26 protein-coding genes are annotated in these 25,164 nt (G+C 37.1%); 2 read left to right on the top strand and 24 right to left on the bottom strand.

Annotated features, from left to right (window positions below):
* Positions 1–10: 10 nt before the first annotated feature.
* The 22 genes from mraZ to ACEN4I_RS06060 form a co-directional block, all read right to left on the bottom strand.
* Positions 11–442 (bottom strand): division/cell wall cluster transcriptional repressor MraZ, encoded by a 432-nt coding sequence (gene mraZ, locus ACEN4I_RS06165; protein WP_407102489.1) that lies wholly within the window; start codon positions 440–442, stop codon positions 11–13.
* Positions 443–1,193: 751 nt separating this feature from the next.
* Positions 1,194–1,568 (bottom strand): DUF3397 family protein, encoded by a 375-nt coding sequence (locus ACEN4I_RS06160; protein ID WP_407095539.1) that lies wholly within the window; start codon positions 1,566–1,568, stop codon positions 1,194–1,196.
* Positions 1,569–1,732: 164 nt separating this feature from the next.
* Positions 1,733–1,912, bottom strand: a complete 180-nt coding sequence (gene rpmF / locus ACEN4I_RS06155; RefSeq protein WP_407095540.1) for a 50S ribosomal protein L32 — start codon at positions 1,910–1,912, stop codon at positions 1,733–1,735.
* A gap of 53 nt (positions 1,913–1,965) precedes the next feature.
* Positions 1,966–2,541 (bottom strand): YceD family protein, encoded by a 576-nt coding sequence (locus ACEN4I_RS06150; RefSeq protein WP_407102491.1) that lies wholly within the window; start codon positions 2,539–2,541, stop codon positions 1,966–1,968.
* A gap of 109 nt (positions 2,542–2,650) precedes the next feature.
* Positions 2,651–3,847, bottom strand: coding sequence for a nucleotidyltransferase (locus ACEN4I_RS06145; protein ID WP_407095542.1), 1,197 nt, complete (start codon positions 3,845–3,847; stop codon positions 2,651–2,653).
* Between the two features lie 42 nt (positions 3,848–3,889).
* Positions 3,890–4,633: a class I SAM-dependent DNA methyltransferase gene (locus ACEN4I_RS06140; RefSeq protein ID WP_407102492.1), complete on the bottom strand. Its 744-nt coding sequence runs from the start codon at positions 4,631–4,633 to the stop codon at positions 3,890–3,892.
* Positions 4,630–4,992 carry a ribosome silencing factor gene (gene rsfS / locus ACEN4I_RS06135; protein WP_407095544.1) on the bottom strand — a complete coding sequence of 121 codons (363 nt, stop codon included), beginning with the start codon at positions 4,990–4,992 and terminating at the stop codon, positions 4,630–4,632. Before rsfS ends, ACEN4I_RS06140 begins: the two co-directional genes overlap by 4 nt.
* 10 nt (positions 4,993–5,002) lie before the next feature.
* Positions 5,003–5,614, bottom strand: a complete 612-nt coding sequence (yqeK, locus tag ACEN4I_RS06130; RefSeq protein ID WP_407095545.1) for a bis(5'-nucleosyl)-tetraphosphatase (symmetrical) YqeK — start codon at positions 5,612–5,614, stop codon at positions 5,003–5,005.
* Positions 5,604–6,248, bottom strand: a complete 645-nt coding sequence (locus tag ACEN4I_RS06125; protein WP_407095546.1) for a nicotinate-nucleotide adenylyltransferase — start codon at positions 6,246–6,248, stop codon at positions 5,604–5,606. Before ACEN4I_RS06125 ends, yqeK begins: the two co-directional genes overlap by 11 nt.
* A gap of 142 nt (positions 6,249–6,390) precedes the next feature.
* Positions 6,391–6,702 (bottom strand): ribosome assembly RNA-binding protein YhbY, encoded by a 312-nt coding sequence (gene yhbY / locus ACEN4I_RS06120; protein WP_407095547.1) that lies wholly within the window; start codon positions 6,700–6,702, stop codon positions 6,391–6,393.
* A gap of 31 nt (positions 6,703–6,733) precedes the next feature.
* Entirely contained in the window at positions 6,734–7,867 is a 1,134-nt protein-coding gene (yqeH, locus tag ACEN4I_RS06115; protein ID WP_407102494.1) for a ribosome biogenesis GTPase YqeH, read from the bottom strand.
* On the bottom strand, positions 7,842–8,390 hold the full coding sequence (locus ACEN4I_RS06110; protein ID WP_407102495.1) for a YqeG family HAD IIIA-type phosphatase: 549 nt from the start codon (positions 8,388–8,390) through the stop codon (positions 7,842–7,844). Before ACEN4I_RS06110 ends, yqeH begins: the two co-directional genes overlap by 26 nt.
* 108 nt (positions 8,391–8,498) lie before the next feature.
* Positions 8,499–9,704, bottom strand: a complete 1,206-nt coding sequence (locus ACEN4I_RS06105; RefSeq protein WP_407102496.1) for a carbamoyl phosphate synthase-like protein — start codon at positions 9,702–9,704, stop codon at positions 8,499–8,501.
* A gap of 21 nt (positions 9,705–9,725) precedes the next feature.
* Complete coding sequence (locus ACEN4I_RS06100; protein ID WP_407102497.1) at positions 9,726–11,246, bottom strand: Mur ligase family protein; 1,521 nt, start codon at positions 11,244–11,246, stop codon at positions 9,726–9,728.
* Positions 11,247–11,266: 20 nt separating this feature from the next.
* Positions 11,267–11,983: an aspartate/glutamate racemase family protein gene (locus ACEN4I_RS06095; protein WP_407102498.1), complete on the bottom strand. Its 717-nt coding sequence runs from the start codon at positions 11,981–11,983 to the stop codon at positions 11,267–11,269.
* A gap of 264 nt (positions 11,984–12,247) precedes the next feature.
* Entirely contained in the window at positions 12,248–12,481 is a 234-nt protein-coding gene (locus ACEN4I_RS06090) for a YkuJ family protein (protein ID WP_204210536.1), read from the bottom strand.
* A gap of 280 nt (positions 12,482–12,761) precedes the next feature.
* Positions 12,762–13,634: an NAD(P)-dependent oxidoreductase gene (locus ACEN4I_RS06085; protein WP_407095553.1), complete on the bottom strand. Its 873-nt coding sequence runs from the start codon at positions 13,632–13,634 to the stop codon at positions 12,762–12,764.
* 91 nt (positions 13,635–13,725) lie between these two features.
* Positions 13,726–14,772 carry a glycosyltransferase family 4 protein gene (locus ACEN4I_RS06080; protein ID WP_407095554.1) on the bottom strand — a complete coding sequence of 349 codons (1,047 nt, stop codon included), beginning with the start codon at positions 14,770–14,772 and terminating at the stop codon, positions 13,726–13,728.
* A gap of 3 nt (positions 14,773–14,775) precedes the next feature.
* Positions 14,776–15,969 carry a glycosyltransferase family 4 protein gene (locus ACEN4I_RS06075; RefSeq protein WP_407095555.1) on the bottom strand — a complete coding sequence of 398 codons (1,194 nt, stop codon included), beginning with the start codon at positions 15,967–15,969 and terminating at the stop codon, positions 14,776–14,778.
* Between the two features lie 232 nt (positions 15,970–16,201).
* Entirely contained in the window at positions 16,202–17,923 is a 1,722-nt protein-coding gene (ptsP, locus tag ACEN4I_RS06070; RefSeq protein WP_407095556.1) for a phosphoenolpyruvate--protein phosphotransferase, read from the bottom strand.
* Complete coding sequence (locus tag ACEN4I_RS06065) at positions 17,923–18,189, bottom strand: phosphocarrier protein HPr (RefSeq protein WP_204210516.1); 267 nt, start codon at positions 18,187–18,189, stop codon at positions 17,923–17,925. The genes ptsP and ACEN4I_RS06065 overlap by 1 nt, the downstream gene beginning before the upstream one ends.
* 183 nt (positions 18,190–18,372) lie before the next feature.
* Entirely contained in the window at positions 18,373–18,558 is a 186-nt protein-coding gene (locus tag ACEN4I_RS06060; RefSeq protein WP_407095557.1) for a hypothetical protein, read from the bottom strand.
* 229 nt (positions 18,559–18,787) lie between these two features.
* Here ACEN4I_RS06060 and ACEN4I_RS06055 point away from each other — a divergent pair, with 229 nt between their 5' ends.
* On the top strand, positions 18,788–21,025 hold the full coding sequence (locus ACEN4I_RS06055; RefSeq protein WP_407095558.1) for an AAA family ATPase: 2,238 nt from the start codon (positions 18,788–18,790) through the stop codon (positions 21,023–21,025).
* Positions 21,026–21,188: 163 nt separating this feature from the next.
* Positions 21,189–21,464: a DUF1827 family protein gene (locus ACEN4I_RS06050; RefSeq protein ID WP_407095559.1), complete on the top strand. Its 276-nt coding sequence runs from the start codon at positions 21,189–21,191 to the stop codon at positions 21,462–21,464.
* 410 nt (positions 21,465–21,874) lie between these two features.
* Here ACEN4I_RS06050 and ACEN4I_RS06045 read toward each other — a convergent pair whose 3' ends face one another.
* Both ACEN4I_RS06045 and ACEN4I_RS06040 read right to left on the bottom strand, forming a co-directional pair.
* Complete coding sequence (locus ACEN4I_RS06045; protein ID WP_407095560.1) at positions 21,875–23,458, bottom strand: peptide chain release factor 3; 1,584 nt, start codon at positions 23,456–23,458, stop codon at positions 21,875–21,877.
* Positions 23,459–23,746: 288 nt separating this feature from the next.
* On the bottom strand, positions 23,747–25,114 hold the full coding sequence (locus ACEN4I_RS06040) for an FAD-dependent oxidoreductase (RefSeq protein WP_407095561.1): 1,368 nt from the start codon (positions 25,112–25,114) through the stop codon (positions 23,747–23,749).
* Between the last annotated feature and the right edge of the window lie 50 nt (positions 25,115–25,164).

The following is a 25,164-nucleotide window of genomic DNA, read 5'->3' as shown; positions in this document are numbered from 1 at the left end:
TCTCGAGTAGTTAAAACCCAAAATCGATCATATTTTCAGCGATGTCTTCATAAGATTCTTCTGCTTCCAAAGCATATTCAGACCATCTTTCATTGCTCCAAATTTCAATGCGCTCAGAAACTCCAATGACATGACATTCTTTGTCTAATTTTGCATATTGTCGTAAATTTTGAGGAATGTTGATTCTTCCTTGCTTGTCTAATTCACATTCCGTTGCTGCTGAATAAAAGAAACGTGTAAACTGCCGAGCATCTTTTTTAGCCAACGGCAATTGCTTCAGTTTTTCTTCTAAATCAGACCATTCTTCTTGCGGGTATCCAAATAAACAGCCATCTAAACCACGAGTAATAATAAATTTCTCGCCTAAATCTTCTCTAAATTTAGCGGGCATAATCAAACGGCCTTTTGCGTCGATATTATGCTGGTATTCACCGATAAGCATGTTTACTGTCACCCCTATCATTTTTATTTAAATTCAGTCTACCACAATCCCCCACTTTCCACCACCACAATCCAAAAAAATTCTCAACTTTTTCCGAACCTTATATAACGCTTCCATTACTGACATTACATTAAGATCAGAAATATATCACGAGATTTCTTTTGTCTCATTTTAGTTACTTCCGTTGAAATTTTTTATACATTTAAGAAAAAGAGGCTTTTTTTGCAATTAATGGTACGAAGTGGAGATTCTTTATAGATAGTAGTTAAACTATTTCTTCCATACTGTAATAGCTTTATAATAGGCTCTTCAGATAAAAAACGGTTCTACATCATTTGACGTTGGTAAGTGAAAAAAAATTAATTCCAAACCTTTAAAAAACTCATTCCTAGAAATTTTTAGAGGAATATGGGGTTGCTTATAGTCATGAAAGAGGATGCAATGGGAATTCCTTAACGTTAGCCTTTAGCCGTTACGCTAAGTTTGTTCTGCGCTGCGCATACCATATCCGTACGTCGCTAACGCTCTAACGGCTACGGTAACGCTCGCAAGCCTTGAGACCCGGTTTTCGGCTCAAGCGTTCCCATGGCTCTCCATAAGCAACCCCGTAGGCCGGAGAAAATTTCTTTATCAACGCTAGAAGATGAAGACCCAAAAAAAACAGAGCAGTGAGTTTATCTCACTGCTCTGCTTAAATTCTTTTATGAAGTCTGCAACTTTTCCCACACTCATCCCCTGATGCATTACTCTTTTAAAGAGAAATAACGATAGTAGTGGCTGCTAATCCGTAATATGTAATCATTGAACTGATGAAAACAAAACGCCACCAGCTTTTGAAGAATTTATAATACAGAATTTCCCCTTTTTTTACGGCTAAATACAGTAATAGTATAATGGCGAGAGTAAATATAAAAATAAGGAAATATGGGAAAAGCGACATCCCAAATGTTAAAGAACTGATGATATGGATTCCTACAATTAAATAAGGTACCAACAAGTCTGCCATTTTAACGGTTAACTGCTGCTTCATGAAGTGATGGTTAATTTTCTTATTGAAAAGCACAAATAATATTATTGGCAATAACAACAACACTATGTACATTGCAACATTAGAATCCATCCACATTTTCTTGTCCCCCGTCCGTTCTTGATCGTTTCTCTATTAAATTGTACAACATTTTCAACTTAATTACTCTAACAATTTGACAACAAAATAGCAAAAAAAATAACCTTAAGAGATATTCTCAAGGTTATTTTTCATTTATCCATTGAATCGACTATTCAATTCGATTAAGCTTCTTTAGATGCTACCTCTTTTCCATCATAGAAACCGCATGATGCACATACGTGATGGCTTTTTTTCAATTCCCCACAGTTAGGGCAAGCGTTCATACCTGGTACTTCTAATTTAAAGTGAGTACGACGTCTATTTTTCTTAGCTTTTGATGTTCTTCTTGCTGGTACTGCCATTCTATACACCTCCTTAAACAATTGTTTCATTTTCTATTTAACCTAGAAACAAGTTAGTCTTCTTCTTGATTACCGGATTCTTCTTGGTTAAAAAAATCTTTCAGACCTGCAAAACGCGGATCTATTGTTTCTTCAGATTTTTTTTCTTCTGAATAATAGTAATCTTCTTCTGAAATTACCGTCCAATTATTTCCGCTTGGCATATTATGAGCTTTCTCTTCTTCTTCAGTAAAAACTTGTAAAGGAAGATTAAGCAAAATCGTGTCTTCGATACTCTCTGACAAGTCGATCCAGTCATGCTCCAAATAGATCACAACATTCTCTTCATCAACAGGTTTTTCATAAGAATCCGATTTTGGAATATAAACTTCATCTATCACAAAATCCATCGGAAATAATACAGGTTCTAGTGATCTTGCAGAAGGAAGTGTTAATTTCAATGAAACATTCATATGAAGAATTAATTCATCATCATTAACAGTTAAGATTCCATCTAAATGAATGGGTGAAACGTCTAATATTTCTTCTTCTCTTTTTACTAAAGATTCTTTCAAATCTACGTTGTCAGAAAAGACGAATGGCTCATTTAGATATCGTTTTAATTCGTTTAGTGACCACTTCATTTTCATTTTTTTCACTCCTAAAGCAACAAAATTTATTATACTAGTGAAAAAATCCTTTGTCAAGATATTTTACCTTACACCTAAAAGTTATTTTCAGCTTATTTAAAGCATCTTTTCACTTCTTTTTTTGCAACGGTGAACGATTAAAGTCTTGGTCATCTTGATTTTGTTTCACTGCCAATTGATACACTTTACCTGCTAGAATATCCATTTCCCATAAAGAGTTGTTTTTTTGATTCAAACGACTAATGATCGGTAAAGGAACTTCTTTTTTCACTTCACTTAAATAGCGTTGCCCTTTTTCTGTAAATCCTAACACACGAATAGCCTTCGGACTTCGTAAAGCTTCTTGCATGTCTGTTTTTTTCAATTGCAGCAACACATAGATAAACAATCGTTGCAGGCGCACCCACGGGTATCGTTTTGTCTTTACCAATTCAATAAAGTGTTCAAAGGAATCGGCTTCAATTGCTTTTTGTTTCAATCGATGCTCAATACCTTCGTTCATTTGGTAAATTTCTCTTAGTTGCTCTTCTGACTGAAGGATCAGTTGATAATTTAAAAAGGGCCAAAATTTTTCCCAATTAGCAAAATCACTTTGTTGAAGGCTATCTAACGTTGCCGGCGGGACAGCTGTTTGAATAGCTGCTAATTTCTCAGAACCTTCAGCAGCTTTCAACAATACTTTTCGCAATGCCGTAGCACTTTGAAAGGGTGTATCCCCCAATTTTTCATCATGATATCCAGATCCAACACGTTTGACTGGATATAGGGTCATGGGCTTAGGATAGCGACTGTTTTCTTTCGCGTAAGCTAATCCTAAGATAGTATTCGGGGCTCCAACATTGAGTTCGTTACCTGGTATAACAGCTCTCACTGCTTGCTGCATTTGAGCCGCATAAGTCTCGCCATTATTCTTCAGCTGCCTGAACTTAGCTTCGATCTCTTTTTCATGGCGATCCCAGTTTTCAGTAAATAGCTGAAATTTCTCTCCGGTACCACTTTCAGTACCAAACGAGAGAGAATCACACTGCAGCGCTTGAAGAAGAGAAACACCGCCTTTAGCGAAATAATCAGCTGGTTGGACACTAAATGCTACCGGCAACTCAATGACCAGATCTGCTCCGGAAGACAACGCCATGTCTGCACGGTGCCATTTATCTACTATTGCGGGTTCTCCACGCTGTAAAAAATTTCCACTCATGACAACGATGATCACTTCAGCCGAAGTCTGTTTTTTAGCCTCTTGTATTTGATACCGATGTCCATTATGGAAAGGATTGTATTCGGCGATAATTCCGCAACTTTTCATAGTTGGTCCACCCTTCTCATTTCATTCAGCAAAAATGAAACCCTATTTTGTTTCTTTGCGGCAAACGAAAAACCAGCGTGTTGAATCATTAAGTATCTTTCCTTTTCCATAATCTGCAGAGACTTCAACTGAAGTAAAACCGGCCTTTTTCAACATTGAAAGATACTGTTTGATTGGATAAGTTCGTTCTTTATGGGTCTCATCAAAACGCTCGTATAAATCGATCTCCTCTTGGTAAACAAAAAATGTTAAATCGTGTTCAATGGAATGCGAAAATTCTCCTACATAACTTTTCCATAAAAAACTGATTTCTTCGGTCTGATCGTTAAACGTATAGCCGGGAAAAATTTCATCGATCTGATGAATAGAATGTACGTCAAACAGGAACACGCCATCTTCTGTCAAATGTTGGGAGATTTCTTCAAATGTTTTTTGAACAGCTTCTGCATCTGGCAGATAGCAGAGCGAATCGCAATAACATGTCACAGCATCAAACTGTTCTACCACGCTTAAATCCAACATATTGCCAATGATAAAAGGAATCGCCATGTCTACTTCTTCAGCTCGCTCTTTTGCAAGAGCGATCATTTCAGAAGACAGATCCAATCCAGTAACCTGATAGCCTTCTTGTTTCATTTTAATGGCTAAATGACCTGCTCCGCAAGCCAGATCCAATACATTTTCGTGTGTATCAGATAGGTTTTTTTTCGTGAAATCAATCCATAAATCGTATAGCTCTTCATCCATTAAATCATCATAGACTTGAGCGAAAATATTGTAACTCATTCCGTGATCATACCGGAAATATCCACTAAAGGAGCATCGCTCCATAATTTTTCCAAGTTGTAGAATGAACGTTCTGTGTAGTGGAATACATGGACCACAACGTCTCCTAAATCGACTAAGATCCATTTAGCTGAATCTTTTCCTTCGATTTGTTTGACAGAATATCCAGCTTCTTCAACGCTGTCGACGATTGCTTCCGCAATTGCGACAACTTGTCGATCATTATTTCCATGCATGACTACAAAATGATCGGCTAAAAGAGAAATATTTCGTACATCCATTACCATAATATCTTCCGCTCTTTTATCGTCCGCCGCTTTCACTACAAGTTCAAGCAATTCTTTATTTAATTCACTCATGTCTTTCCTCCTATTTGTTTGCTACCCATTTATTGAAAGTAGCCACTGCTTTTGGGTAAATCTTTTTTTTCGTTTGAATCAAATGCATCAATGTCTGTTGCGTTTCATATGTCACAGCTGCTTCTAAATCGTTGGATGCAAGACTTCTTGCTTCGTCTACTCCAGAAAATTTTCTTCCCGGTTCAATAAAATCTGCCACATAAATCACTCGTTCTAATAAAGACATTTCGCTTCTACCAATGGTATGGTAGCGAATCGCATTTAAGATGTCTTCATCCAAGAGGTGAAACTCTTTTTTGGCTATCTCTGCAGCGCATGGTCCATGCCATATATTGCTTCCATAGTCTAACAACTCTTCTTCCAAATGTTCATCAACAATAATCAGTTCTTTCATTTCATGATCAGGTCGCTCTTTAGCGTAATCATGACAAAGAGCTGCAATACTAGCTGCTTCTACTGAGGCGCCGTATTTATCTGCTAATTGTATAGCAGTCTCTTCCACACCTAATACATGCTTGAACCGTTTGGAACTCATCTGTGTCTCCACTTGAGCTGCCAGTTTATCTCTTGACAGCGAGATGAATCGACCTGAATAAACAAGCTGTTCTGGTTTAAGTTTCATAACTATACAACCCTTCTTGATAAATGTACTCAAGAACTTTTTGAGGAATTAAATAATTCACTGTACAGCCGGTGGCAATTTTTTTTCTTAAAGAAGTTGAACTAACGGCTATTTCAGGAACATCTACCCAAATCAAAGGATATTGACTCTCAATCACATATCCCGGTCTTTTGACCCCTACAAATTGAATCAATTGAGCCAATTCATCGATCTTATGCCATTTGGGCAGATAGTTCACCATGTCTGCACCAATAATAAAATAGTATTCTGTATCTGGATTCTGCTGAGTTAACTGCAGCATTGTCTCATAGGTATAGCTTTTTCCGCCACGTTCAATTTCAATCGTTTCAAGATCAAACTTAGGATTGTCTTGAATAGCTCTTTCCACCATTTTTAACCGATGCTCAGCCGCAATTGTTTTCTTAGTATCCACATGCGGCGGAGCAGCGGTAGGCATAAAATAGACTTTGTCTAATCCCAATTGTTGACATACTTGATCGGCAATCATTAAGTGTGCAACATGTGGAGGATTAAAAGTTCCTCCAAGAATACCAACTCTTTTCTTTGTTGTGGTTTCAGCAACTGGTTCACTTAAAACCTGTGTCCGTTTCCCAGAAAAAAACGATTCTTTCACACGACTTCCACTCCTTCTTACCTGTGTGCTCTTAGACGCGTTGCGAAAGGCAGCTCACACTACCGTTTCACAACCACAACTGTTTGGAAAGAACCCTAAACTGTTGTGGTCGTGAAACGTCCGGTGAGCTAAACGCCTTTCTTCACGCTCTTGGTATTTCTAATGATACTTTACGGTATTTTTCTTGCGTCGAAGGTTTGTACAGCACAATTACTCGGCCAATTTTTTGAACGGCTTGACATCCTACTGCCTGTTCAATTTCTTCAGCCACTTCTGGAACTTCTTCATCTGAGTTTTGCAGAATGGATACTTTGATCAATTCTCTTTTTTCTAATGCTTCCCCGATTTGTTTTAACATATCCGGATTCATTCCGTTTTTCCCAATTTGAAAAATAGGATTTAAATGATGTGCTTTACTACGCAAAAAACTTTTTTGTTTTCCTGTTAAGGCCATGCTGATTCTCCATTTCTGTATACGAACTTTTTTATATAATTGACTTTCTGATTAAAACATCGATTCCTTTAGGAGCCCATCCAGCTACTACAACTCCTGGTTCAGGGACTGTTACCCAGCCTAAACCAGCAAATACGATATCTGTCTTTTCTTTGATTGAAAATTCAAAGCGAACAAGTTCTGGGAAAGTATCTTTTTCTTCATTACGAGGTGGTTGCAATAATTCGCCTTTTTGTTTTTGATACAATTCATCTGCTTTTTCTAATTTAGTTCGATGAATATTCAAATCGTTTGAAACGTAACAAGTAAAGGAACTTCTATCCCCTTTGATAAAGTCAAATCGAGCCACTCCACCAAAAAATAAGGTTTGGCCTTCATTCAATTGGTAAACTTTAGGTTTGATCTCTTTTTTAGGAGCAATCAGTTTTAAGTCTTTTGCACCTAAAACATGCGCCATTTGATGACGATGAATAATTCCCGGTGTGTCAATCAATGAATTACCATCTTCTAAAGGAATTTCTATTTGATCCAACGTTGTACCTGGGAATTGAGACGTTGTAATCAAATCTTTTACTCCAGCAGAAGTATTGATGATTTGATTGATCAAGCTGGATTTCCCAACATTCGTGACACCGACTACGTAAACATCTTTTCCGTTACGATATTGTTCGATCATCTCTTTTAAGTGTTCTACTTCATCGGCTTTCATTGCACTAGTCAAAACAACATCTGTCGGTCGCAGACCAGCTTCATGAGCTCTTTCGCGTAACCATTGAGTCAAGCGTCCTCTTTTTTGTGATTTTGGCAATAAGTCTACCTTATTTCCAACCAGCAATACTGGATTTTTCCCAACAAAACGGTGCAATCCAGGAATCAAACTACCATTAAAATCGAACACATCTACTACGTTGACAATCAAGGCATCTTTAGAGCCTATTTCATTCAATAATTTTAGAAAATCATCATCTGTCAAATGAACATCTTGAATTTCATTGTAGTGACGCAATCTAAAACAACGTTGGCAATAAACTTCGCCCGTTTCTAAGCCTTTTTCTAAAGCTGTTTTTGGAGTATAACCCGCTTTAGTTTTATCAGTGGTTTGCAGCAGAGCACCGCATCCAATGCACCGAATTTCTTCTTCAGTCTTTAACTCTGTCTTTGTCATGTATCGATGTCCTCCATCTCATGTTTGGATCTTTTTTAATCAGGTGATTCATAATGTGCAACTCAAAGAAACGATTGATCTTGGTGTTCCAGGCATCTGAATTGAGAATCGGCTTCACTAAGACATTTTGGATTCCGGCAAGATTGGCGCCCCAAATATCTGTCATGATCTGATCTCCCACCATTAAAATCTCTTCTTTCGACAATTCTAATCCTCTAGTCGCTTCATTAAAACCTTTAGACAGCGGCTTCAATGCTCTGGCAACGTAACGCACACCTAATACATCTGCTACACGTTTCACTCGTTCATCGTTGTTGTTTGAAAGGATAACGATTGGTATATCAGCTGTTTTCATGGCTGAAATCCAAGCGATCAATTCTTCGGTACCATTTGGATTATTCCAGGCAATCAGTGTATTGTCTAAATCTGTCAACACCGCTTTTATGCCGTGCTCATTTAATTGTTCCGGTGTAATTTGGTAGATTGCTTCTACCATCCATGTTGGCTTAAATAAATTTAACATAACATCTCCCTACCCATTAAAATAGGAGCACTTCGTTCAGTACTCCCATAGTCTTCTATATTTTTATTATACGCAAAAAAGAAGGAATTTCAATTTTTGCTTTAATTCTTATGCTTCCTCTGGTGGATGTTGTTTAAACTTCTTAAAGAAGTTTAGTTTTGCCGATTCAATATACATTCGACGTTTTAAAGTAACCCCATCATTGCAGTCCAGCGGGTTAGATACTTTTCCAGTTTTGTAAAATCCTTTGATTTTATCTTTTAGGATTGGGTCTTTAATGTATTTCAACAGCAGCCTTTTAGGGACTACGTTAAAGAGTGCTTCATTTTTGACGATAGTCGGTTCGATCGGTTCCTTAGTCAACCAGTCTTTAATATAGTAGGCAGCTACGTTTTCTCCAGCAGCACAGACATAATAATGACTAACCCCTAATCGGCCATTCAATTCAAAAAACTTGTATTGTCCATCACGAGCATCGTATTTCAAGTCATAATTTGAAAAGGCATCAAAGCCGAACTCTTCGACTAATTTACGTACATTCTCATACACGCTTTCTTCTTCACGCGATAAAATGGCTAAATGATTTCCGATTCCTGATGGCGTGTGGTCTTCTAGTAGAATTTGTCCAAAGGAAATCAATTTCACTTCTCCATCTTGGATAGAACGGTATGCGGTAACCACAGCTTGTGTGCTGTCATCTCCGGGAATGTACTCCTGAAGAGCTACTTCGCCTTGATAGCCGCCTTTGCGCATAGCTTCAAAACTTTGTCTGTATTCTTCCTGGTTCTCTAAGATGTACACTTTTTTCTTTCCTTCAAAATGTAAATCTTGATAATTTTGAGAAGTAATAGGTTTCATGACAATCGGAAATTCAAATGGCAGATCTGCTTCAAATTCAGCACTGATTTTTGTCTTTGGATAAGGCACATTTAGCTTTTCACACGCTTCATAAAAATACTGCTTATCTGTAGCTCGTTTAAATACATTTTCGTCCACATAAGGAACTATCCAATTTTTAGGAAATCGTTCCTTATTGACGATCACAAATTCAGCATACAGATCGTCGCTTCCAAAAATAATTTTAGGGATATCCGGCGTTTCATTTTCCAACTTATTGACTTCATCAAATAGCACTTTTTCTTCTTTGATATCTGGCAAAACGTGGTATTCAAAAAAAGGCACGTCAGCAACAGGACCAATAATTCGCGAACAAAAGACATGGACTTTTATTTTATACTCTTCGTACAAAGAACGTCCAATCCCATAAGCTCCACGACTACCTCCAAGTACTACCGGTATAAATGTTTGTTTCATTACTATCATAGCCTTTCTTGATTATATATGATGCTTATTGTAAGTTTCTAGGTTCTTGATGACATGGAATGCATCACCTTCGTATTCAACATAGCCGTTTCCCACTCGTTGATTTATTTCTGCACCTTTCCCAACCACAGCAACGACAGTCGGCATCTCGATATGGCTCATTGCTTTACGGATAGCTTCTGCACGATCTTCAATAATTTCATAAGATCCGTTTTCAGCTATTACAGCTTCCGCTACTTGTTCAGAAATTGAGCGGACAGATTCATTGGCTGGATCATCCTCTGTAATATACACCATATCTGCAATGCGGCCCGCTACTTCCCCCATCTCTTTACGGCGGTTAAAAGCTTTGCCTCCTGGACAACCAAACACAGCGATCATTTGATGATTTGGATACTCTTTTTTCAACGAATTGAATAATACTTCAAAGCTTAATCGATTGTGAGCATAGTCTACGATTCCTACTAAATTAGTATCATGGCTCGTATACAATTCCATGCGTCCTTTTGCTCGAGCTTTCAACAAGCCTGACTTGATATACTCTACCGGGATCTCCAATACATACATTGCAGCAATTGCAGCTAGAGCATTTTCAACATTGAATAATCCAGCAATTCCTAAAGTCATTTTTTCTGTATACTGAGGAGTACGAACATCAAAAGTAATGTGGTGATCCTCTTTTTGAACGTTGTATCCATAAACATCAGCTTTTTCATTGTGTTGGCTAAACGTAACAACTTTATTGGCTTGTTTAGCGGCATTCTCTATTCTTGCAAGATAATCCGTATCCAAGTTCAAACAAATGGTTTTTGATTGCTTAAACAATAAGAGTTTTGAATTTAAATAATCGTCCATGTCACTGTGTTCTAAAGGACTTAGATGGTCTTCCGATATATTCAGAAAAATTCCTATCTCAAAATCCAGGCCTTTTGTCCGATCGTATTTTAATGCTTGGCTGGAAACTTCCATTTCAAAAAATTCTACTCCAGAATCCACTGCCGTTCTAAAATTTTGTTTTAATACCATAGCTTCAGGTGTGGTCATACGAGAAGGAGCTTTCGTTACCCCATCATAGTTTTCTACTGAAGAGAAATAAGCAGAATTTTTTTTCTGATTGGCTACCAGATAGTCATCTAAGATAGAACGAATAAAGTTCGTAGTCGTTGTTTTTCCTTTTGTACCTGTCACACCCACTAAGGTCAAATCTTTTTCTGGAAAATCAAAGAATAAAGAACTTAACAAAGCCATAGCTTCGCGTATATCCGTTACTAAGATCACCGGTGCATCTACATCATATTCCACTTCGCTCACATAAGCTACAGCACCATATGAAACTGCTTGTCTCAAATACTCTTCTTTAAAATTTGCTCCTTTACAAATAAACAAAGAAGGGTCACTGACTTCTCTTGAGTCATAAGTCATCTGTAAAATGACATTCTCAGTAATCATCGAGTTTTGGTCAATGGTTGTTTTGATCAGAATATCATTTGCAACTAATTGATTGATGTATTCTTGTACTTTTAAAGCTTTCATGTATCCATAACTCCCTTTGCTTAAACTAATGGTTGAGTCCGTCGTGCCAGTTCCACTGTTTTCCGAACCAAAACATCATCAGCATCTACTACATTACTCTTCTTTTTGTGGTCGTAACTATTGAAGATAGATAATTCAGTGCATCCCAGCACTACATAATCACACTGTTCCGCTTCGAAACAGGACACCATCTTATTGTAACGAGGCATATTGATATTGGAATTTTGCTTGATATCTACATAGATCAAGTCGTTAACGATTTTTTGCAACTCTTTGTTCGGTACGTAAGAAGCAAATCCAGCTTCATTGAGTTTATCTTCATAGATTTTCGATTCGATCGTACCTTCAGTGGCAGCAATCCCGATTTTCATCCCTTGTTTTGCTCCCCGTACCATCAGTTCTTTAACTGTTTCATCAATCATGTTTAAAAAAGGAACATTGATCAATTGGGCTAATTCATCGTAAAAGAAATGTGCCGTATTGCAGGGCATCACAATAAAATCAGGTTCCATCGCTGCCAGTTTTTGCAAACCAGAAGCTAGCACAGGAACTGGGTTTGGCGCGCTTTTGTCTAAAATATATTCCGTACGATCCGGAATACTAGCTTTATTGTATACAACATAGTTTAAATAATCTTGGTCTTTATTAGCAGCAGATAACCGGTTTAGTTCCTGAATAAAATTTTCAGTTGCTAAAGTTCCCATACCACCTAAGACAGCAAATAAATGTTCACTCATCCGCTTCTACTCCTTAAGTTAACTTAAGTTTAACAAACTTCTATTCATTATAACAAAATATTCTACTGATTTCATAAATATGAGAGGGCAAACAGATAAAAACACCCGTTTACTCTAAAAAAAACTGTAGCAGTTTCTAAAACTTGACGTGCCAAACAGGCCCTTTATCAAATACAGCGAACGAATACGAAAGGGATTTTATCATTATGGACAAAATAAAACAACCGATGCAGAAATACGACTATTTCTGCATCGGTTGATTGCTTAATCTTGAAGTAGTTCAAATATTTCTATGGCTACGATGTCGATATCATCAAATTGATATACTTGACCGGTTGCTCTTTCTTCTAGTTCATAGATTCCTGCTTTTCCATCATAAGTAATCAAACAGCGCTCAGCGCCCTCTTTTTCAAAACGACGAACTTGTACTTCTCCGTCTGTGCCTTCTTGCATAGCTTCTAATCTTCGTATAATGGCTGTTAATTGTGAAGACTTCATGATTCGTGCCCCTTTCAAACTTGACTCAGTACCATTTTAACAGATTTTATTGCAAATAACACTATACTCACTTGTCTTTTATGAAAAAAAATATCCATCGTCTCTATATCCCTGTTAAATAAAGCTTTCCTCATCATCCAGTACTCACATTTGCCCCACAATTATGATAATTAAATTATAGACACATCCTTAGAATAATCAATTATTATTCCATTAACTGATATCTAATAAAAAAAGAGCTGCAATCATTTCGTCGCAGCTCCTGATAAAATGAACCTAATCAATTTTCCCACCATAGTTTGATCAAAGCTTGAGTTCCATCATTGCCATTCCCTTTGCCTTCTAATTCTTCATAAAGTTTTTCAGCAAGAGCAGTAGCGGGTAAATTAAGATTCATTCTTTTGGCTTCATCTAGAACGATCTTCAAATCTTTCACAAAATGTTTGATGAAAAAACCTGCAGAATAATCTTCTTTTAAGATACGAGGTCCATAATTAGAAAGCGACCAATTTTGAGCGCTCCCTCCTCCAACGGTGTCCAAGACTTTTTCTATGTCTAACCCTGCTGCTTTTGCGTAAACCAACAGCTCTGTCATTCCAGTCATTGTACCTGCAACCATGATTTGATTTGCCATCTTGGTGTGTTGCCCGCTGCCAGCAGACCCTTGCAGATTTAATTTCCCAGAAAACTCTTCAAGAATCGGCTTCACACTATCAAAAACTGGTTCATCTCCACCTACCATAATCGTTAACGTTCCATTTTTCGCGCCTAAATCTCCTCCTGACACAGGAGCATCTAAAACAGCGATTCCTTTTTCTATACCGGTTTGATAAATTCTATTTGCTAGTGTTGGGGTGCTGGTCGTCATATCAATTAAGATATGTCGTTTTGTAGCTGTTTTAAATATTCCGTTTTCGCCATAATACACTTCTTCTACGTCCGACGGGTAACCTACGATGGTGAAGATCACTTCTGCATTTTCAGTTACTCCAGCAGGCGTATTTTGCCATTTAGCCCCCAACTCTATCAACTCACTAGCTTTGCTTTTAGTACGGCTATAAATTTGCACCTCATATCCTGCTGACAATAAATGTTTCACAATTGACGTACCCATTACGCCAGTCCCAATAAACCCTATTTTTTTCTTCGTCATTGATCTATCTCCCCCAATTTATTCTTATAGTGCATCAATTATACCATTTAATGTTGCCCAATAGTCATTACCCAGACATCAAAAGAAGCTTCTACTTCTTGTCGTGAAGGAACTCGCTTTCTAGTTGCTGTTGTTGATAGAACTCTAGCCATAATGCTGCTAACCGTTCTTCAGAATAATAGTGGTTCCCTTCTACAGCTTGCTGTTTCAGTTCAACATACGCATCAGGTTCATTTTTCAAGCGGGATATAGCTTCTTTCATACTCGATCTATCAGCACTAGGAAGATAATAGCCTTTCAAAACTGGTTCATAAAGCGGTAAATCTCTTAACATCACTGGAGTATTACTAGCGAAAGATTCTAATATACACATTGGAAACAGCTCTTCATAAGAAGGCAACAAGAATAAATCAGCCAGGTTGTAGTAGTCCCGCATTTCATCACGCTGAATAATCCCGGTAAAGGACAAGTTTTTTGGCGGTTGCTCCATTATTTTTTTAAACTTCTCATAACCATCCGTGATTTTCCCAAATGAAAATCCGCCAGCCCAAATAAATTGCACATCCGGCATCTCTTCTGCTAATTTCACAAAATCATAGACTCCTTTACGTTCTTGCACTTGACCGGCACCAAAAACAACAAATTTCTCTGCAGAAATTCCTTTAGCTTCTCTGAGTTGTTTTTTTTGTTCTGGCAAGTAAGCAAAAAAATCCTTTTTCGCTACAAAATTAGGAATATATGTAATTTTATTTTCAGCAATTCCGTATTTCTTTAATTCTTCAATAAAAATAGGATTTACCACAACTAAATGGTCCATCCTTTTATAAAAAGATATGACGTATTTGTAAAAAGTATTTTCTATGATACGCGGTAAATGAATACTGCCTTTAAGAGTAGACGGTAAAAAATGCACATACCCTATCTTTCTTCCAAATCGCTTTCTAAAAAAAGTGCTGAGATAAAAAGGCAGGTCAATAGTGTGGTAGTGACTGATAGCCGTTTTAGAATATTTATTGATCGATAATTCGATAGAATGAGGATGGTACTTCCTTAACAGTTGAATCAGCTCTAAATAAGCGCTCCCCACTCCTTGTCCTTGTACTTTATCAGCAGAAGAAAACATATTTACTTGAAGCATTTTTTACCCTCTCCTTACTGATTTTCGATAAACTTTTGAATCCACTTGTTTTTCTTGATTGTGGATGTGTATCGCCTCTTCGTAATACTGCAATACCTCTTCCCCAAAAACGGTCGCTGAGATAGAGTTTAACAAGTTTTTTCTTTCTTTTGTAGTTGTTTCTTGTTTCTTATCATTGGTTAAATACTCAATGATCGTTTGTCCCAGTTCTTCATCTTTTTGATAAGTTTTACCCAATTTACCACTGTAGATCAACATATCGGTATACGAACTGGATCTTGCGACAATATCTGTTCCTGCCGCGATAGCTTCAATATAAGTAAGACCTTGAGATTCAGAAGTTGACGCATTCACATATAGATCTGATGCTTGATAATAAGCATTTACTTCATCGACGCTTACTTCTCCAGCAAATCGAATCGAATAATCGATTCCCAATTCATGGCTCAATTGTTCCAATGCACCTCGAATAGGCCCATCTCCGACAACGATTAATTTAGCGGTCGGAAACTCAGCCAATACTGTTGGAAAAGCACGCAAGATAGCTTGAATATTTTTTTCTTGTGCTAACCTGCTTAATGACAACAATACCAGCTCATCTTCTGAAATAGCTAATTCCTGGCGGATATCACGTGTAGATTTGGCACTTAACTTCTTCAAATTAACCCCAGTTGGAATCACTTTAATGCTTCTGGTAACGCCATAAGAAATCAATTTATTTTTTGCTTTTTCACTCGGGGCAATAACCCCAGCAGTTTGATTGCAAAAATACTTCGAAACCAATTTTACATGTGAGGGTCTGAGGACTTTCCCTTTTGCCACGTAATGCAAATAATCTTCATACATCGTATGGTACGTATGAACACAAGGAATGTTCAGTTGGCGCGCTACATACTTACCTGTCATTCCCAAACTGAATTCCGTATGAGTATGCACTAAATCAAGTTTCAATTCCTTTGAAGTTTTTAGCGCACTAAGCATTCCGCGAAATGCTACACGTCGATCTTTGAATGAGAAAAAAGGGATGCTCGAAAAGCGGACAATGTTGGGCTCAGATTTCTGCGCCATGGGATCTGTCGTAGTAAAAATAATCACTTCATGTCCATGTTCTTCCAACTCTTCTTTAAGCGTTTGGATTGAAGTAGCAACACCACTAACTTGCGGGAAATACGAATCAGTGAAAATTCCAATTCTCATTTATTTTCACTCCTTTAATAAGATTATACGTTTTTTTTATAAAAAAAACAGTTTATATACTGTAAAAATTCTATGTAAACTTATTTCTATTTATCACCATCTTACCTTATCATATAAAAATTAAAAACTTATCCAACTTTAGCATGAAAAAAGATAATATTTTTAGTCTATACACAAAAAGGTTCATTAGGCTTATCTCCTAATGAACCTTTTCTATTTGTTTCAATTAGCGTTATTTCACGTATTCTTCAACCAATGCAACAACTTCATCAGCAGTATCACAATCATTGATTGCTTTTTCTGCAAGTTCAGTCATCTTAGTAGAATCTAATTTTTTCATTAAGCTGCGTGTTTTTAACACACTTGAAGCACTCATTGAAAATTCGTCTAATCCTAATCCTAACAATAACGGAACAGCCGTTTGATCTCCAGCCATCTCTCCACACATACCAGCCCATTTGCCTTCTTTATGCGCTGAATCAATAACATTCTTGATTAAGCGTAAAATTGAAGGATTGTAAGGTTGGTACAAGTAAGAAACGCGCTCATTCATACGGTCAGCAGCCATTGTGTATTGAATCAAGTCATTCGTTCCAATACTAAAGAAATCAACCTCTTTAGCAAATTTATCTGCAATCACAGCTGCAGCTGGAATTTCAATCATGATACCAACTTGGATAGAATCAGAAACTTCAATACCTTCATTGATCAAGTTTTCTTTTTCTTCCATCAAAATAGCTTTCGCTTCACGGAATTCAGCTAAAGTAGCGATCATAGGGAACATGATACGTAAGTTACCATGAACTGAAGCACGTAATAGCGCACGCAATTGTGTTCTAAACATATCAGATTCATTTAAACTAATACGAATCGCCCGATATCCTAAGAACGGGTTCATTTCATGAGGCAAGTCTAAGTATGAAAGTTCTTTATCCCCGCCGATGTCCATTGTACGGACAACAACTGGTTTGCCTTCCATACTTTCTAATACTGTTTTGTAAGCTGTGTATTGATCATCTTCTGTAGGGAAATCTGTAGAATCCATGTATAAGAATTCTGTACGGTATAAACCAACAGCTTCAGCACCGTTATTGTGAACTCCGTCTAAATCTTTAGGCGTTCCAATATTAGCAGCTAATTCAATGTGTTTTCCGTCAGAAGTAACCGTAGCTTCTTCTTTTAATTTATCCCATTCAGCTTTTTGAGCTTCAAAAGCTTCAGCTTTTTTAGCATACACTTCAATAGTATCAGTATCTGGTTTAATGTAAACTTCGCCTTCTAAACCGTCTACAATAATTTCGTCTCCATCTACTACACGTTGAGTGATTTCTTTAGAACCAACAATTGCAGGGATTTCAAGAGAACGCGCCATAATCGCAGAATGTGAAGTACGACCTCCAACATCTGTAACAAAAGCTTTTACGTATTTACGGTTTAATTGAGCTGTATCACTTGGCGTCAAATCATGCGCCACAACAATCACTTCTTCATCAATTGTTGAAGGACTTGGCAATTTAACTCCTAATAGATGTGCTAGAACACGTTTACGGACATCTTTGATATCTGCAGCACGTTCTTGCATGTAAGGATTGTCTTCCATGCCTTCGAATATAGCGATGAATGTATCTGTTGCTTCTTGCAAAGCACTTTCTGCATTGATTTTGTTGTCTTTAATGTTGCTTTCAATCGTTCCAATTAAATCAGGATCAGAAAGCACCATTAAATGAGCATCGAATACTTGCGCTTCTTCTTCTCCTAGGCTTTTTGCAGCATTTTCACGGATCTGTTCAAGTTCCCCTTTAGCTTTCGCTACAGCGTCGCTTACACGTTGAATTTCCTTTTCAGAATCTTCAACTGTTTTTTTGGTGAAAGTTAGATCAGGTTCAATGAGCATATAGGTTTTTGCTGTGGCAATACCATCACTTGCTGCAATCCCTTTCAACACTTCTACCATTATTCAGATAAGCCTTCTTTCTTCATTGTTTCCTCAATACCGTTGATTGCTTCAGCTTCGTCTGCACCTTCCGCAGTGATGGCAACGTCAGCACCTTGTCCAACACCTAAAGACATTACGCCCATGATTGATTTTAAGTTTACTGATTTACCTTTGTATTCAAGGTTGATATCTGAGTTGTATTTACTTGCTGATTGTACTAATAGTGTAGCTGGACGTGCGTGGATTCCTGTTTCAGCTACGATATGAAATTCGCGTTTTTCCATAATTGGTTATTCCCCTTTATTTCGAGTATTTTTTTATGAGAGTCAGATTCAGCTGTTTTTTTACTGAAACCAGTAATTTCAACGACCAAAAATAACCCTTTCACAAGATAGATTACCATTTTTTTATTCTTTTCACAACTATTTTTACATTCAACTCATTATTTAATCAGAAATTTAATTATTTTAGTCTTTTTCGTAATGATAAATGACATTCCCACCTAATTCTGCTTTCCCTACAATACGGCTTTTTTCTGGATGCTTATTCCATACCTCAAGAAATACCATGAAATTTTCTTTAGAAACAGCCAATTCACTTTGTTCCTCAGAAACTAATGCATTTAATTGAGCATTCATTTCTTCCATTGTCATGTAATCACCTCACAAAAATTTAGTTCTCTCTATAGTGTATCACTTTATTAAAATAGAAAATAGATGTATCCTGTCGGTAGAATGTAGATTGCCTATGGTTAGAGAAATCTTTTTAATAGAAAATACTTGAAAGTCAGTATTGGTCAGTGTATAATAAATCCATAAAGGTCAGATATAGTCAAATTCTAATTTGACCTATAAATCAATCTTTGAAAGGTTGTGTAACGATATGTTATGTCAAAATTGTAATCAAAACGAAGCAACGATTCATTTGTATACAAGCATGAATGGTCAAAAAGGTCAACTAGATCTTTGTCAAAATTGTTATCAAGAATTAAAAAATGCACAAGCTAGAGGAATGGGAAACAATAGGCCCCCACAAAATCCTTTTGGTTTTGGAAACCTAGATGATTTATTCCGTTCTATGCAAGGCGGAACAAAAAATTATTCAAATTCAAATGTCCCTCCTACTCAGAATGGTTCTGGTGGCGGCAATCAACCTCCTACTAGAAGAAAATCTGGAATTTTAGGTGAATACGGTACTAATTTAACTGATCTCGCAAAATCCGGTGCAATCGACCCCGTTATTGGCAGAGATCAAGAAATTGAACGTGTTCTGGAAATTTTAAATCGCCGTACAAAGAACAACCCAGTTTTAATCGGTGACCCAGGTGTAGGTAAAACTGCCGTGGTAGAAGGTTTGGCTCAAAAAATCGTGGATGGAGACGTACCGCAAAAATTAATGAATAAAGAAGTGATCCGCTTAGATGTAGCTTCCTTAGTACAAGGTACGGGTATCCGTGGTCAATTTGAAGAACGTATGCAACAATTAATGAATGAATTGAAACAAAATAATCAAGTCATTCTATTTATTGACGAGATTCATGAGATTGTTGGTGCTGGAAGTGCTGACGGCAGCATGGACGCAGGGAACATCTTAAAACCTGCTCTTGCTCGTGGCGAACTGCAATTAGTTGGTGCTACTACCTTGCGAGAATATCGTTCTATTGAAAAAGATGGTGCTCTTGAACGTCGTTTACAACCTGTACGGGTAGATGAGCCTACTGTAGAAGAAACCTTCAGTATTTTAAAAGGAATTCAAAAGAAATACGAAGATTATCATCAAGTAAACTATTCAGATGAGTCTATTCGTACTGCTGTTAATTTATCTGATCGTTACATTCAAGATCGTTTCTTGCCGGACAAAGCTATCGACCTTCTTGATGAAGCAGGTTCAAAGAAAAACTTAACGATTCAAACAGTTGACCCGCACATTATTGAAGATAAAATCGCTGAAGCTGCTCAAGAAAAACAAGCGGCTTTGCAAAACGAAGATTATGAAAAAGCAGCTTTTTATCGCGATCAAGCAGCTAAATACGCGGCTATGAGAGATCAACAACAACCCGATTCCGATAAACCAGTGATCACAGAACAAGATATGATCAATATCATTGAAATGAAAACCAACATTCCTGTTGGCGATTTAAAAGAAAAAGAGCAGACTCAATTGCGTAATTTAGATAAAGATTTGAAGAAACACGTTATTGGACAAGATGCTGCGATTGAAAAAATTGCTAAAGCTATTCGCAGAAATCGTGTTGGATTTAATAAAAAAGGACGCCCGATCGGTTCATTCCTTTTCGTTGGACCTACGGGTGTGGGTAAAACAGAATTGGCTAAGCAACTAGCTTTTGAATTGTTTGGAAATAAAGAGGCCTATGTGCGTTTTGACATGAGTGAATACATGGAAAAACATAGTGTGTCTAAATTGATCGGTTCTCCTCCAGGCTATGTCGGTTATGACGAAGCTGGACAACTGACCGAAAAAGTTCGTCGCAACCCGTACAGTATTTTACTATTAGACGAAATTGAAAAAGCTCATCCTGATGTATTGCATATGTTCTTGCAAATTCTAGATGATGGACGCCTAACAGATGCTCAAGGGAGAACTGTCAGTTTTAAAGATACGATCATTATTATGACAAGTAATGTAGGACAAGGGGAGATTGAAGCTAGTGTAGGATTTTCTGCAACCAACCAATCTAACCGCAGTTCTGTCTTAAACCACTTGACCGACTACTTTAAACCAGAATTCATCAACCGTTTTGACGGTATTATCGAATTCAATTCTTTAACTAAAGAAAATCTGCTGCAAATCGTAGACATTATGATCAATGACGTCAACAATATGCTTCAAGACCAACACATTACACTTGATGTGGATCAACAAGTCAAAGAAAAACTCGTTGATTTAGGTTATGATGCTAAACTAGGCGCTCGTCCTTTACGCAGAGTAATCCAAGAACAAATTGAAGACCGTATCGCTGATTTTTATCTAGATCATCCAAACGTCAAAGAATTAATCAGTACCACAACTGATGATGGAGAAATCACTATACAAGCTAAAGATAACCACACAGCTGTAGAAGCAGTGAAGGATTCATCTTCTGAAGAAGCAGAAGACTAATTTAAGCCCCTCTTTTCATGTGTAACCTTCAAAAGGTAGCGCGTAACGCCTAGCTTTTGAAGGTTTTTTCTTTTTTTAGGCAATAATCTTTTGTAAAACGCTTTTCTGAGGTTTATAATAAAATTATATAAATTTAAATTCTTTAAAAATTGAGGTGGAGAACGTGAAATTAATCGATGTAACCAATAGTCATTCTCATTTAGTGAATAATCAGCTGGAAAATACAGATGCCGTTTTTATAAAAGTTTTTTCATTAGGTTCCACCACGGTCATTTTTTCTGGAGCACCAACACATCAAGATGTGATTCTTCAAAATAAAAACCGGAATATAAAAAATTCCGAGATTCATTTTGCAATTGAGAATATTTTAGAAGTGAATCCCGAGGACGTTGAAATCTTTCCTGCTTCTCATCTTGTTGAACTATCTATTAAAGTTTAAACTGATTCATAATAAGCAGCCTGGAAAACTTATTCGGTTTCCGGGTTGTTTTATATGCCGATTCAGCAAGCCCCTCTTGTTGATCTTTACTACTGATGTAATACTTAAGACAACCATTAAGCAAAAAACTACTCTAGAGGTATTTCCGATCAGCTTTTCAAAAAACTGGAAGTTCAATAACATTTTGATACAGGACCCTCCAACATGCAGTTTAAAACAGTCAGAGAGAAAAAAAGTTTATTCTGCTGTTTCAAACTGCATGAAAATTCTATTGCTTACGTATCAAATTGAAACGACTTCATTGATTTTGTCGAATTTATTCCTCACCAAACAAAAACGTCTCTTTCAATCCTGATACAGGAATGAAATGAGACGTTTTTTTATACTAAGCAAGGATAATTCATTGCTTTTTACAGTAAGCTTTTTAATTCCACGTCTGGATATTTGTCTGCAAACCAGCGCATAGCAAATTCATTTTCGAATAAGAACAACGGATTGTCGAAACGGTCTTTCGCTAAGATATTCCGACTAGAAGACATATTTTCATCTAAGTCTTTTTCATCGATCCAACGTGCAATCTTAGTTCCCATTGGCGTCATAATGATTTCTGAATTGTATTCGTGTAACATTCTGTGTTGGAATACTTCAAATTGCAACTGACCTACAGCGCCAATAATGTAGTCTTCTGTATGATACGTTTTGTACAACTGGATGGCTCCTTCTTGAACCAATTGTTGCACACCTTTGTGGAAAGATTTTTGTTTCATGACATTTTTAGCGGAAACTTTCATAAACAACTCAGGCGTAAATTGTGGAAGATTTTCAAATTCCACATTTAAGTTGTTTTCATAAATGGTATCTCCAATTTGGAAGTTACCAGTATCGTATAGACCAATAATGTCTCCAGCAACTGCATGTTCCACTGTCTCACGTGTTTCAGCCATAAATTGAGTGGAATTGGACAATCTCATTTTCTTAGCCGTTCTAGCAAGCGTTACGTCCATTCCCCGTTCAAATTTCCCTGAACAAATACGCACAAACGCGATTCGGTCACGGTGAGCAGGATTCATGTTCGCTTGAATCTTGAAAATAAAACCTGAAAATTTTTCATAAGCTGGGTCAACTTTTTCATCTTCTTTTGTTTCATGAGCAGATGGTCCTGGAGCGAATTCTAAATAAGTATCTAAGAACGTTTGAACTCCAAAGTTTGTTAAAGCAGAACCAAAAAATACAGGTGTCAATTCTCCAGCTTGTATTTTTTCTCTTGAAAATACATTTCCTGCTTCACTTAATAATTGCGCATCTTCTAACGCTTGATTGTATAAAGAATATTGCTTCAATGGATGTTCTCCAATGATTTCGCCATCTTCGTCCAATGGAGCGTATGCTTCGCCGTTCATTCCATTTACTTCAGGACGATGAACTTCTACACGATTATTGTATAAATCATATAAACCAAGCAGCCCTTTACCCATACCAATCGGCCAGTTCATAGGGTAAGCATCGATCTCTAACACTTCTTCCAACTCATCAATCAGATCCAATGGCTCTCTTCCATCACGGTCTAATTTATTGATAAAGGTGAAAATTGGAATCCCTCGCATACGACAAACTTTGAATAATTTCTTCGTTTGCGGCTCGATCCCTTTGGCACTATCGATCACCATAACTGCACTATCTACAGCCATCAACGTTCGATACGTGTCTTCTGAGAAATCCTCATGTCCTGGTGTGTCCAAGATATTGATGCGTTTGTCTTGGTAATCAAACTGCATAACTGAACTAGTAACAGAGATTCCACGTTGCTTTTCAATTTCCATCCAGTCAGATTTTGCAAATTTTCCGGTTTTTTTCCCTTTTACTGTCCCAGCTTGACGAATCGCTCCCCCAAAAAGCAACAATTGTTCCGTAATGGTTGTTTTACCAGCATCCGGATGGGAAATAATGGCAAAAGTTCTCCGGGATGACACTTCCTCTTTTAACGTTTGTTTCATTTTTAAATCCCTCTTTTTTTAGTATAATCTATATTTTTTATATGAATAAACGAACACGGTTGCTCGTGATAAGTTCAACTTACCAATGATATTTATACATCTTATCATCAATAACCTATCATTTGCTGCGTGCTTTTTAGTTAAATTTCAACTACAACTAATGTATTATATCATAACTTGAAACTAAGGGCGAGACAAATGTCGTTTTATGCGCAACGGATCTCTTTTAATCAAACAAATACAAAAAAGGCTGGGAAAAATCCCAGCCTTTTTCATCTTGGTCTATTTTTATACGGTTGCTTCTACTTTGATTTTTCTTTCTTGTTCTACTGCAGCTTGTGCAAGTAAGTTCAAGTAGTTCCAAGGACGATCGAATACTGGTTGGAAGAAGAAATCAACGTAAGCCAAGTCTTCAATAGTCATTTTGTTTTGAATAGCTAAAGACAATGTATTAGCAGATTGAGTGATATCGTATTTAGACATTACTTGTCCACCCACGATACGGTTTGTTCCTACTTCGTACACTAATTTCATCAATAGTTTTTCGTTTGTCGGCATAAATTCAGGACGGTAGAAATCTTCCACTACGACTGAACGTACGTCTAATCCAAAGTGAGAAGCACTGTTCACATTCACACCTGTAGAACCAATATTGAAACCAAACAAGTACAATCCAGAAGTGGATTGAGTCCCACGGTATTTAACAGTTGGTTCAATAATGTTTTTACCAACTAACGTACCCATACGAACAGCATTTGTAGCTAACGGAATGTAAGCAGATCCGCCGTTTGGATTGTAGTGTACTGCACAACTGTCTCCAGCAGCGTAAACATCTTCGTTGCTTGTTCTCATGTATTCGTCAACTAAGATAGCGCCATTTGGCAACATGTCTACTTGACCTTTCAATAGTTCATTGTTTGGACGGAATCCAACACACATGATAACCATTTCAGTATCAAATGAACCGCCAGAAGTAACCACTTTACTTACTTCACCATTCTCGTTAGCTTCGAAACCATTTACTGTTTGGTTTAGAGCTAATTTAATGCCACGCTCTTGCAAGTCGTGTTCTAATACATCTGTAAGTTCTGCATCTAAATATTTATTTAAGATTCTGTCTAATCCATCAATCAAAGTAACATCTTTACCAGATTCAGCAAATGCTTCAACTAATTCAATACCAATATATCCTCCACCAACAATAACAACTTTTTGTTTGTCTTTAGCTTGGCGAATGATTTCGTTGGCTTGATTGTAGTTTTTGCACAATAAGATATTTTTAGAATCGATTCCAGAGATTGGAGGAACGATTGGCCATGAACCTGTCGTATTAACTAGTTTGTCGTAAGATTCTTCAAAAACTTCTCCAGTTTTGATGTTTTCTACAACTACTTTTTTAGCTGCAGTATCAATTTTTGTAACATTATGCTCCATGTGTACTGATGCACCCATTGAAGCTAATTCTTCAGGATTTGAGTAAAACAACCCTGCTGGATCTTTCACAACCCCACCTACATAAAGGGCAATTCCACAAGATAAGAATGACACATTGTCATTACGTTCAAAAACAGTTACTTCTACATTTGGGTTGTCATTTAGAATTGTTTTTACAGCTGATGTTCCAGCATGCGTACAACCTACTACTATTACTTTCATTGTGAATCCTCCTGATGGACCTCATCTTGGTCTAATTTCGGTATTTGATG

The organism is Desemzia sp. FAM 23990, assembly GCF_045528485.1.
Classification (GTDB): Bacteria; Bacillota; Bacilli; order Lactobacillales; family Carnobacteriaceae; genus Desemzia.
This window is presented reverse-complemented; position numbering and strand designations above follow the sequence as displayed.

Excerpts from the sequence above, each read along its gene's own strand:
- mraZ (WP_407102489.1), bottom strand. The coding sequence starts at position 442 with ATGCTTATCGGTGAATACCAGCATAATATCGACGCAAAAGGCCGTTTG.
- ACEN4I_RS06160 (WP_407095539.1), bottom strand. The coding sequence starts at position 1,568 with ATGTGGATGGATTCTAATGTTGCAATGTACATAGTGTTGTTGTTATTG.
- rpmF (WP_407095540.1), bottom strand. The coding sequence starts at position 1,912 with ATGGCAGTACCAGCAAGAAGAACATCAAAAGCTAAGAAAAATAGACGT.
- ACEN4I_RS06150 (WP_407102491.1), bottom strand. The coding sequence starts at position 2,541 with ATGAAAATGAAGTGGTCACTAAACGAATTAAAACGATATCTAAATGAG.
- ACEN4I_RS06145 (WP_407095542.1), bottom strand. The coding sequence starts at position 3,847 with ATGAAAAGTTGCGGAATTATCGCCGAATACAATCCTTTCCATAATGGA.
- ACEN4I_RS06140 (WP_407102492.1), bottom strand. The coding sequence starts at position 4,633 with ATGAGTTACAATATTTTCGCTCAAGTCTATGATGATTTAATGGATGAA.
- rsfS (WP_407095544.1), bottom strand. The coding sequence starts at position 4,992 with ATGAGTGAATTAAATAAAGAATTGCTTGAACTTGTAGTGAAAGCGGCG.
- yqeK (WP_407095545.1), bottom strand. The coding sequence starts at position 5,614 with ATGAAACTTAAACCAGAACAGCTTGTTTATTCAGGTCGATTCATCTCG.
- yhbY (WP_407095547.1), bottom strand. The coding sequence starts at position 6,702 with ATGGCCTTAACAGGAAAACAAAAAAGTTTTTTGCGTAGTAAAGCACAT.
- yqeH (WP_407102494.1), bottom strand. The coding sequence starts at position 7,867 with ATGACAAAGACAGAGTTAAAGACTGAAGAAGAAATTCGGTGCATTGGA.
- ACEN4I_RS06110 (WP_407102495.1), bottom strand. The coding sequence starts at position 8,390 with ATGTTAAATTTATTTAAGCCAACATGGATGGTAGAAGCAATCTACCAA.
- ACEN4I_RS06105 (WP_407102496.1), bottom strand. The coding sequence starts at position 9,704 with ATGAAACAAACATTTATACCGGTAGTACTTGGAGGTAGTCGTGGAGCT.
- ACEN4I_RS06100 (WP_407102497.1), bottom strand. The coding sequence starts at position 11,246 with ATGAAAGCTTTAAAAGTACAAGAATACATCAATCAATTAGTTGCAAAT.
- ACEN4I_RS06095 (WP_407102498.1), bottom strand. The coding sequence starts at position 11,983 with ATGAGTGAACATTTATTTGCTGTCTTAGGTGGTATGGGAACTTTAGCA.
- ACEN4I_RS06090 (WP_204210536.1), bottom strand. The coding sequence starts at position 12,481 with ATGAAGTCTTCACAATTAACAGCCATTATACGAAGATTAGAAGCTATG.
- ACEN4I_RS06085 (WP_407095553.1), bottom strand. The coding sequence starts at position 13,634 with ATGACGAAGAAAAAAATAGGGTTTATTGGGACTGGCGTAATGGGTACG.
- ACEN4I_RS06080 (WP_407095554.1), bottom strand. The coding sequence starts at position 14,772 with ATGCTTCAAGTAAATATGTTTTCTTCTGCTGATAAAGTACAAGGACAA.
- ACEN4I_RS06075 (WP_407095555.1), bottom strand. The coding sequence starts at position 15,969 with ATGAGAATTGGAATTTTCACTGATTCGTATTTCCCGCAAGTTAGTGGT.
- ptsP (WP_407095556.1), bottom strand. The coding sequence starts at position 17,923 with ATGGTAGAAGTGTTGAAAGGGATTGCAGCAAGTGATGGTATTGCCACA.
- ACEN4I_RS06065 (WP_204210516.1), bottom strand. The coding sequence starts at position 18,189 with ATGGAAAAACGCGAATTTCATATCGTAGCTGAAACAGGAATCCACGCA.
- ACEN4I_RS06060 (WP_407095557.1), bottom strand. The coding sequence starts at position 18,558 with ATGACAATGGAAGAAATGAATGCTCAATTAAATGCATTAGTTTCTGAG.
- ACEN4I_RS06055 (WP_407095558.1), top strand. The coding sequence starts at position 18,788 with ATGTTATGTCAAAATTGTAATCAAAACGAAGCAACGATTCATTTGTAT.
- ACEN4I_RS06045 (WP_407095560.1), bottom strand. The coding sequence starts at position 23,458 with ATGAAACAAACGTTAAAAGAGGAAGTGTCATCCCGGAGAACTTTTGCC.
- ACEN4I_RS06040 (WP_407095561.1), bottom strand. The coding sequence starts at position 25,114 with ATGAAAGTAATAGTAGTAGGTTGTACGCATGCTGGAACATCAGCTGTA.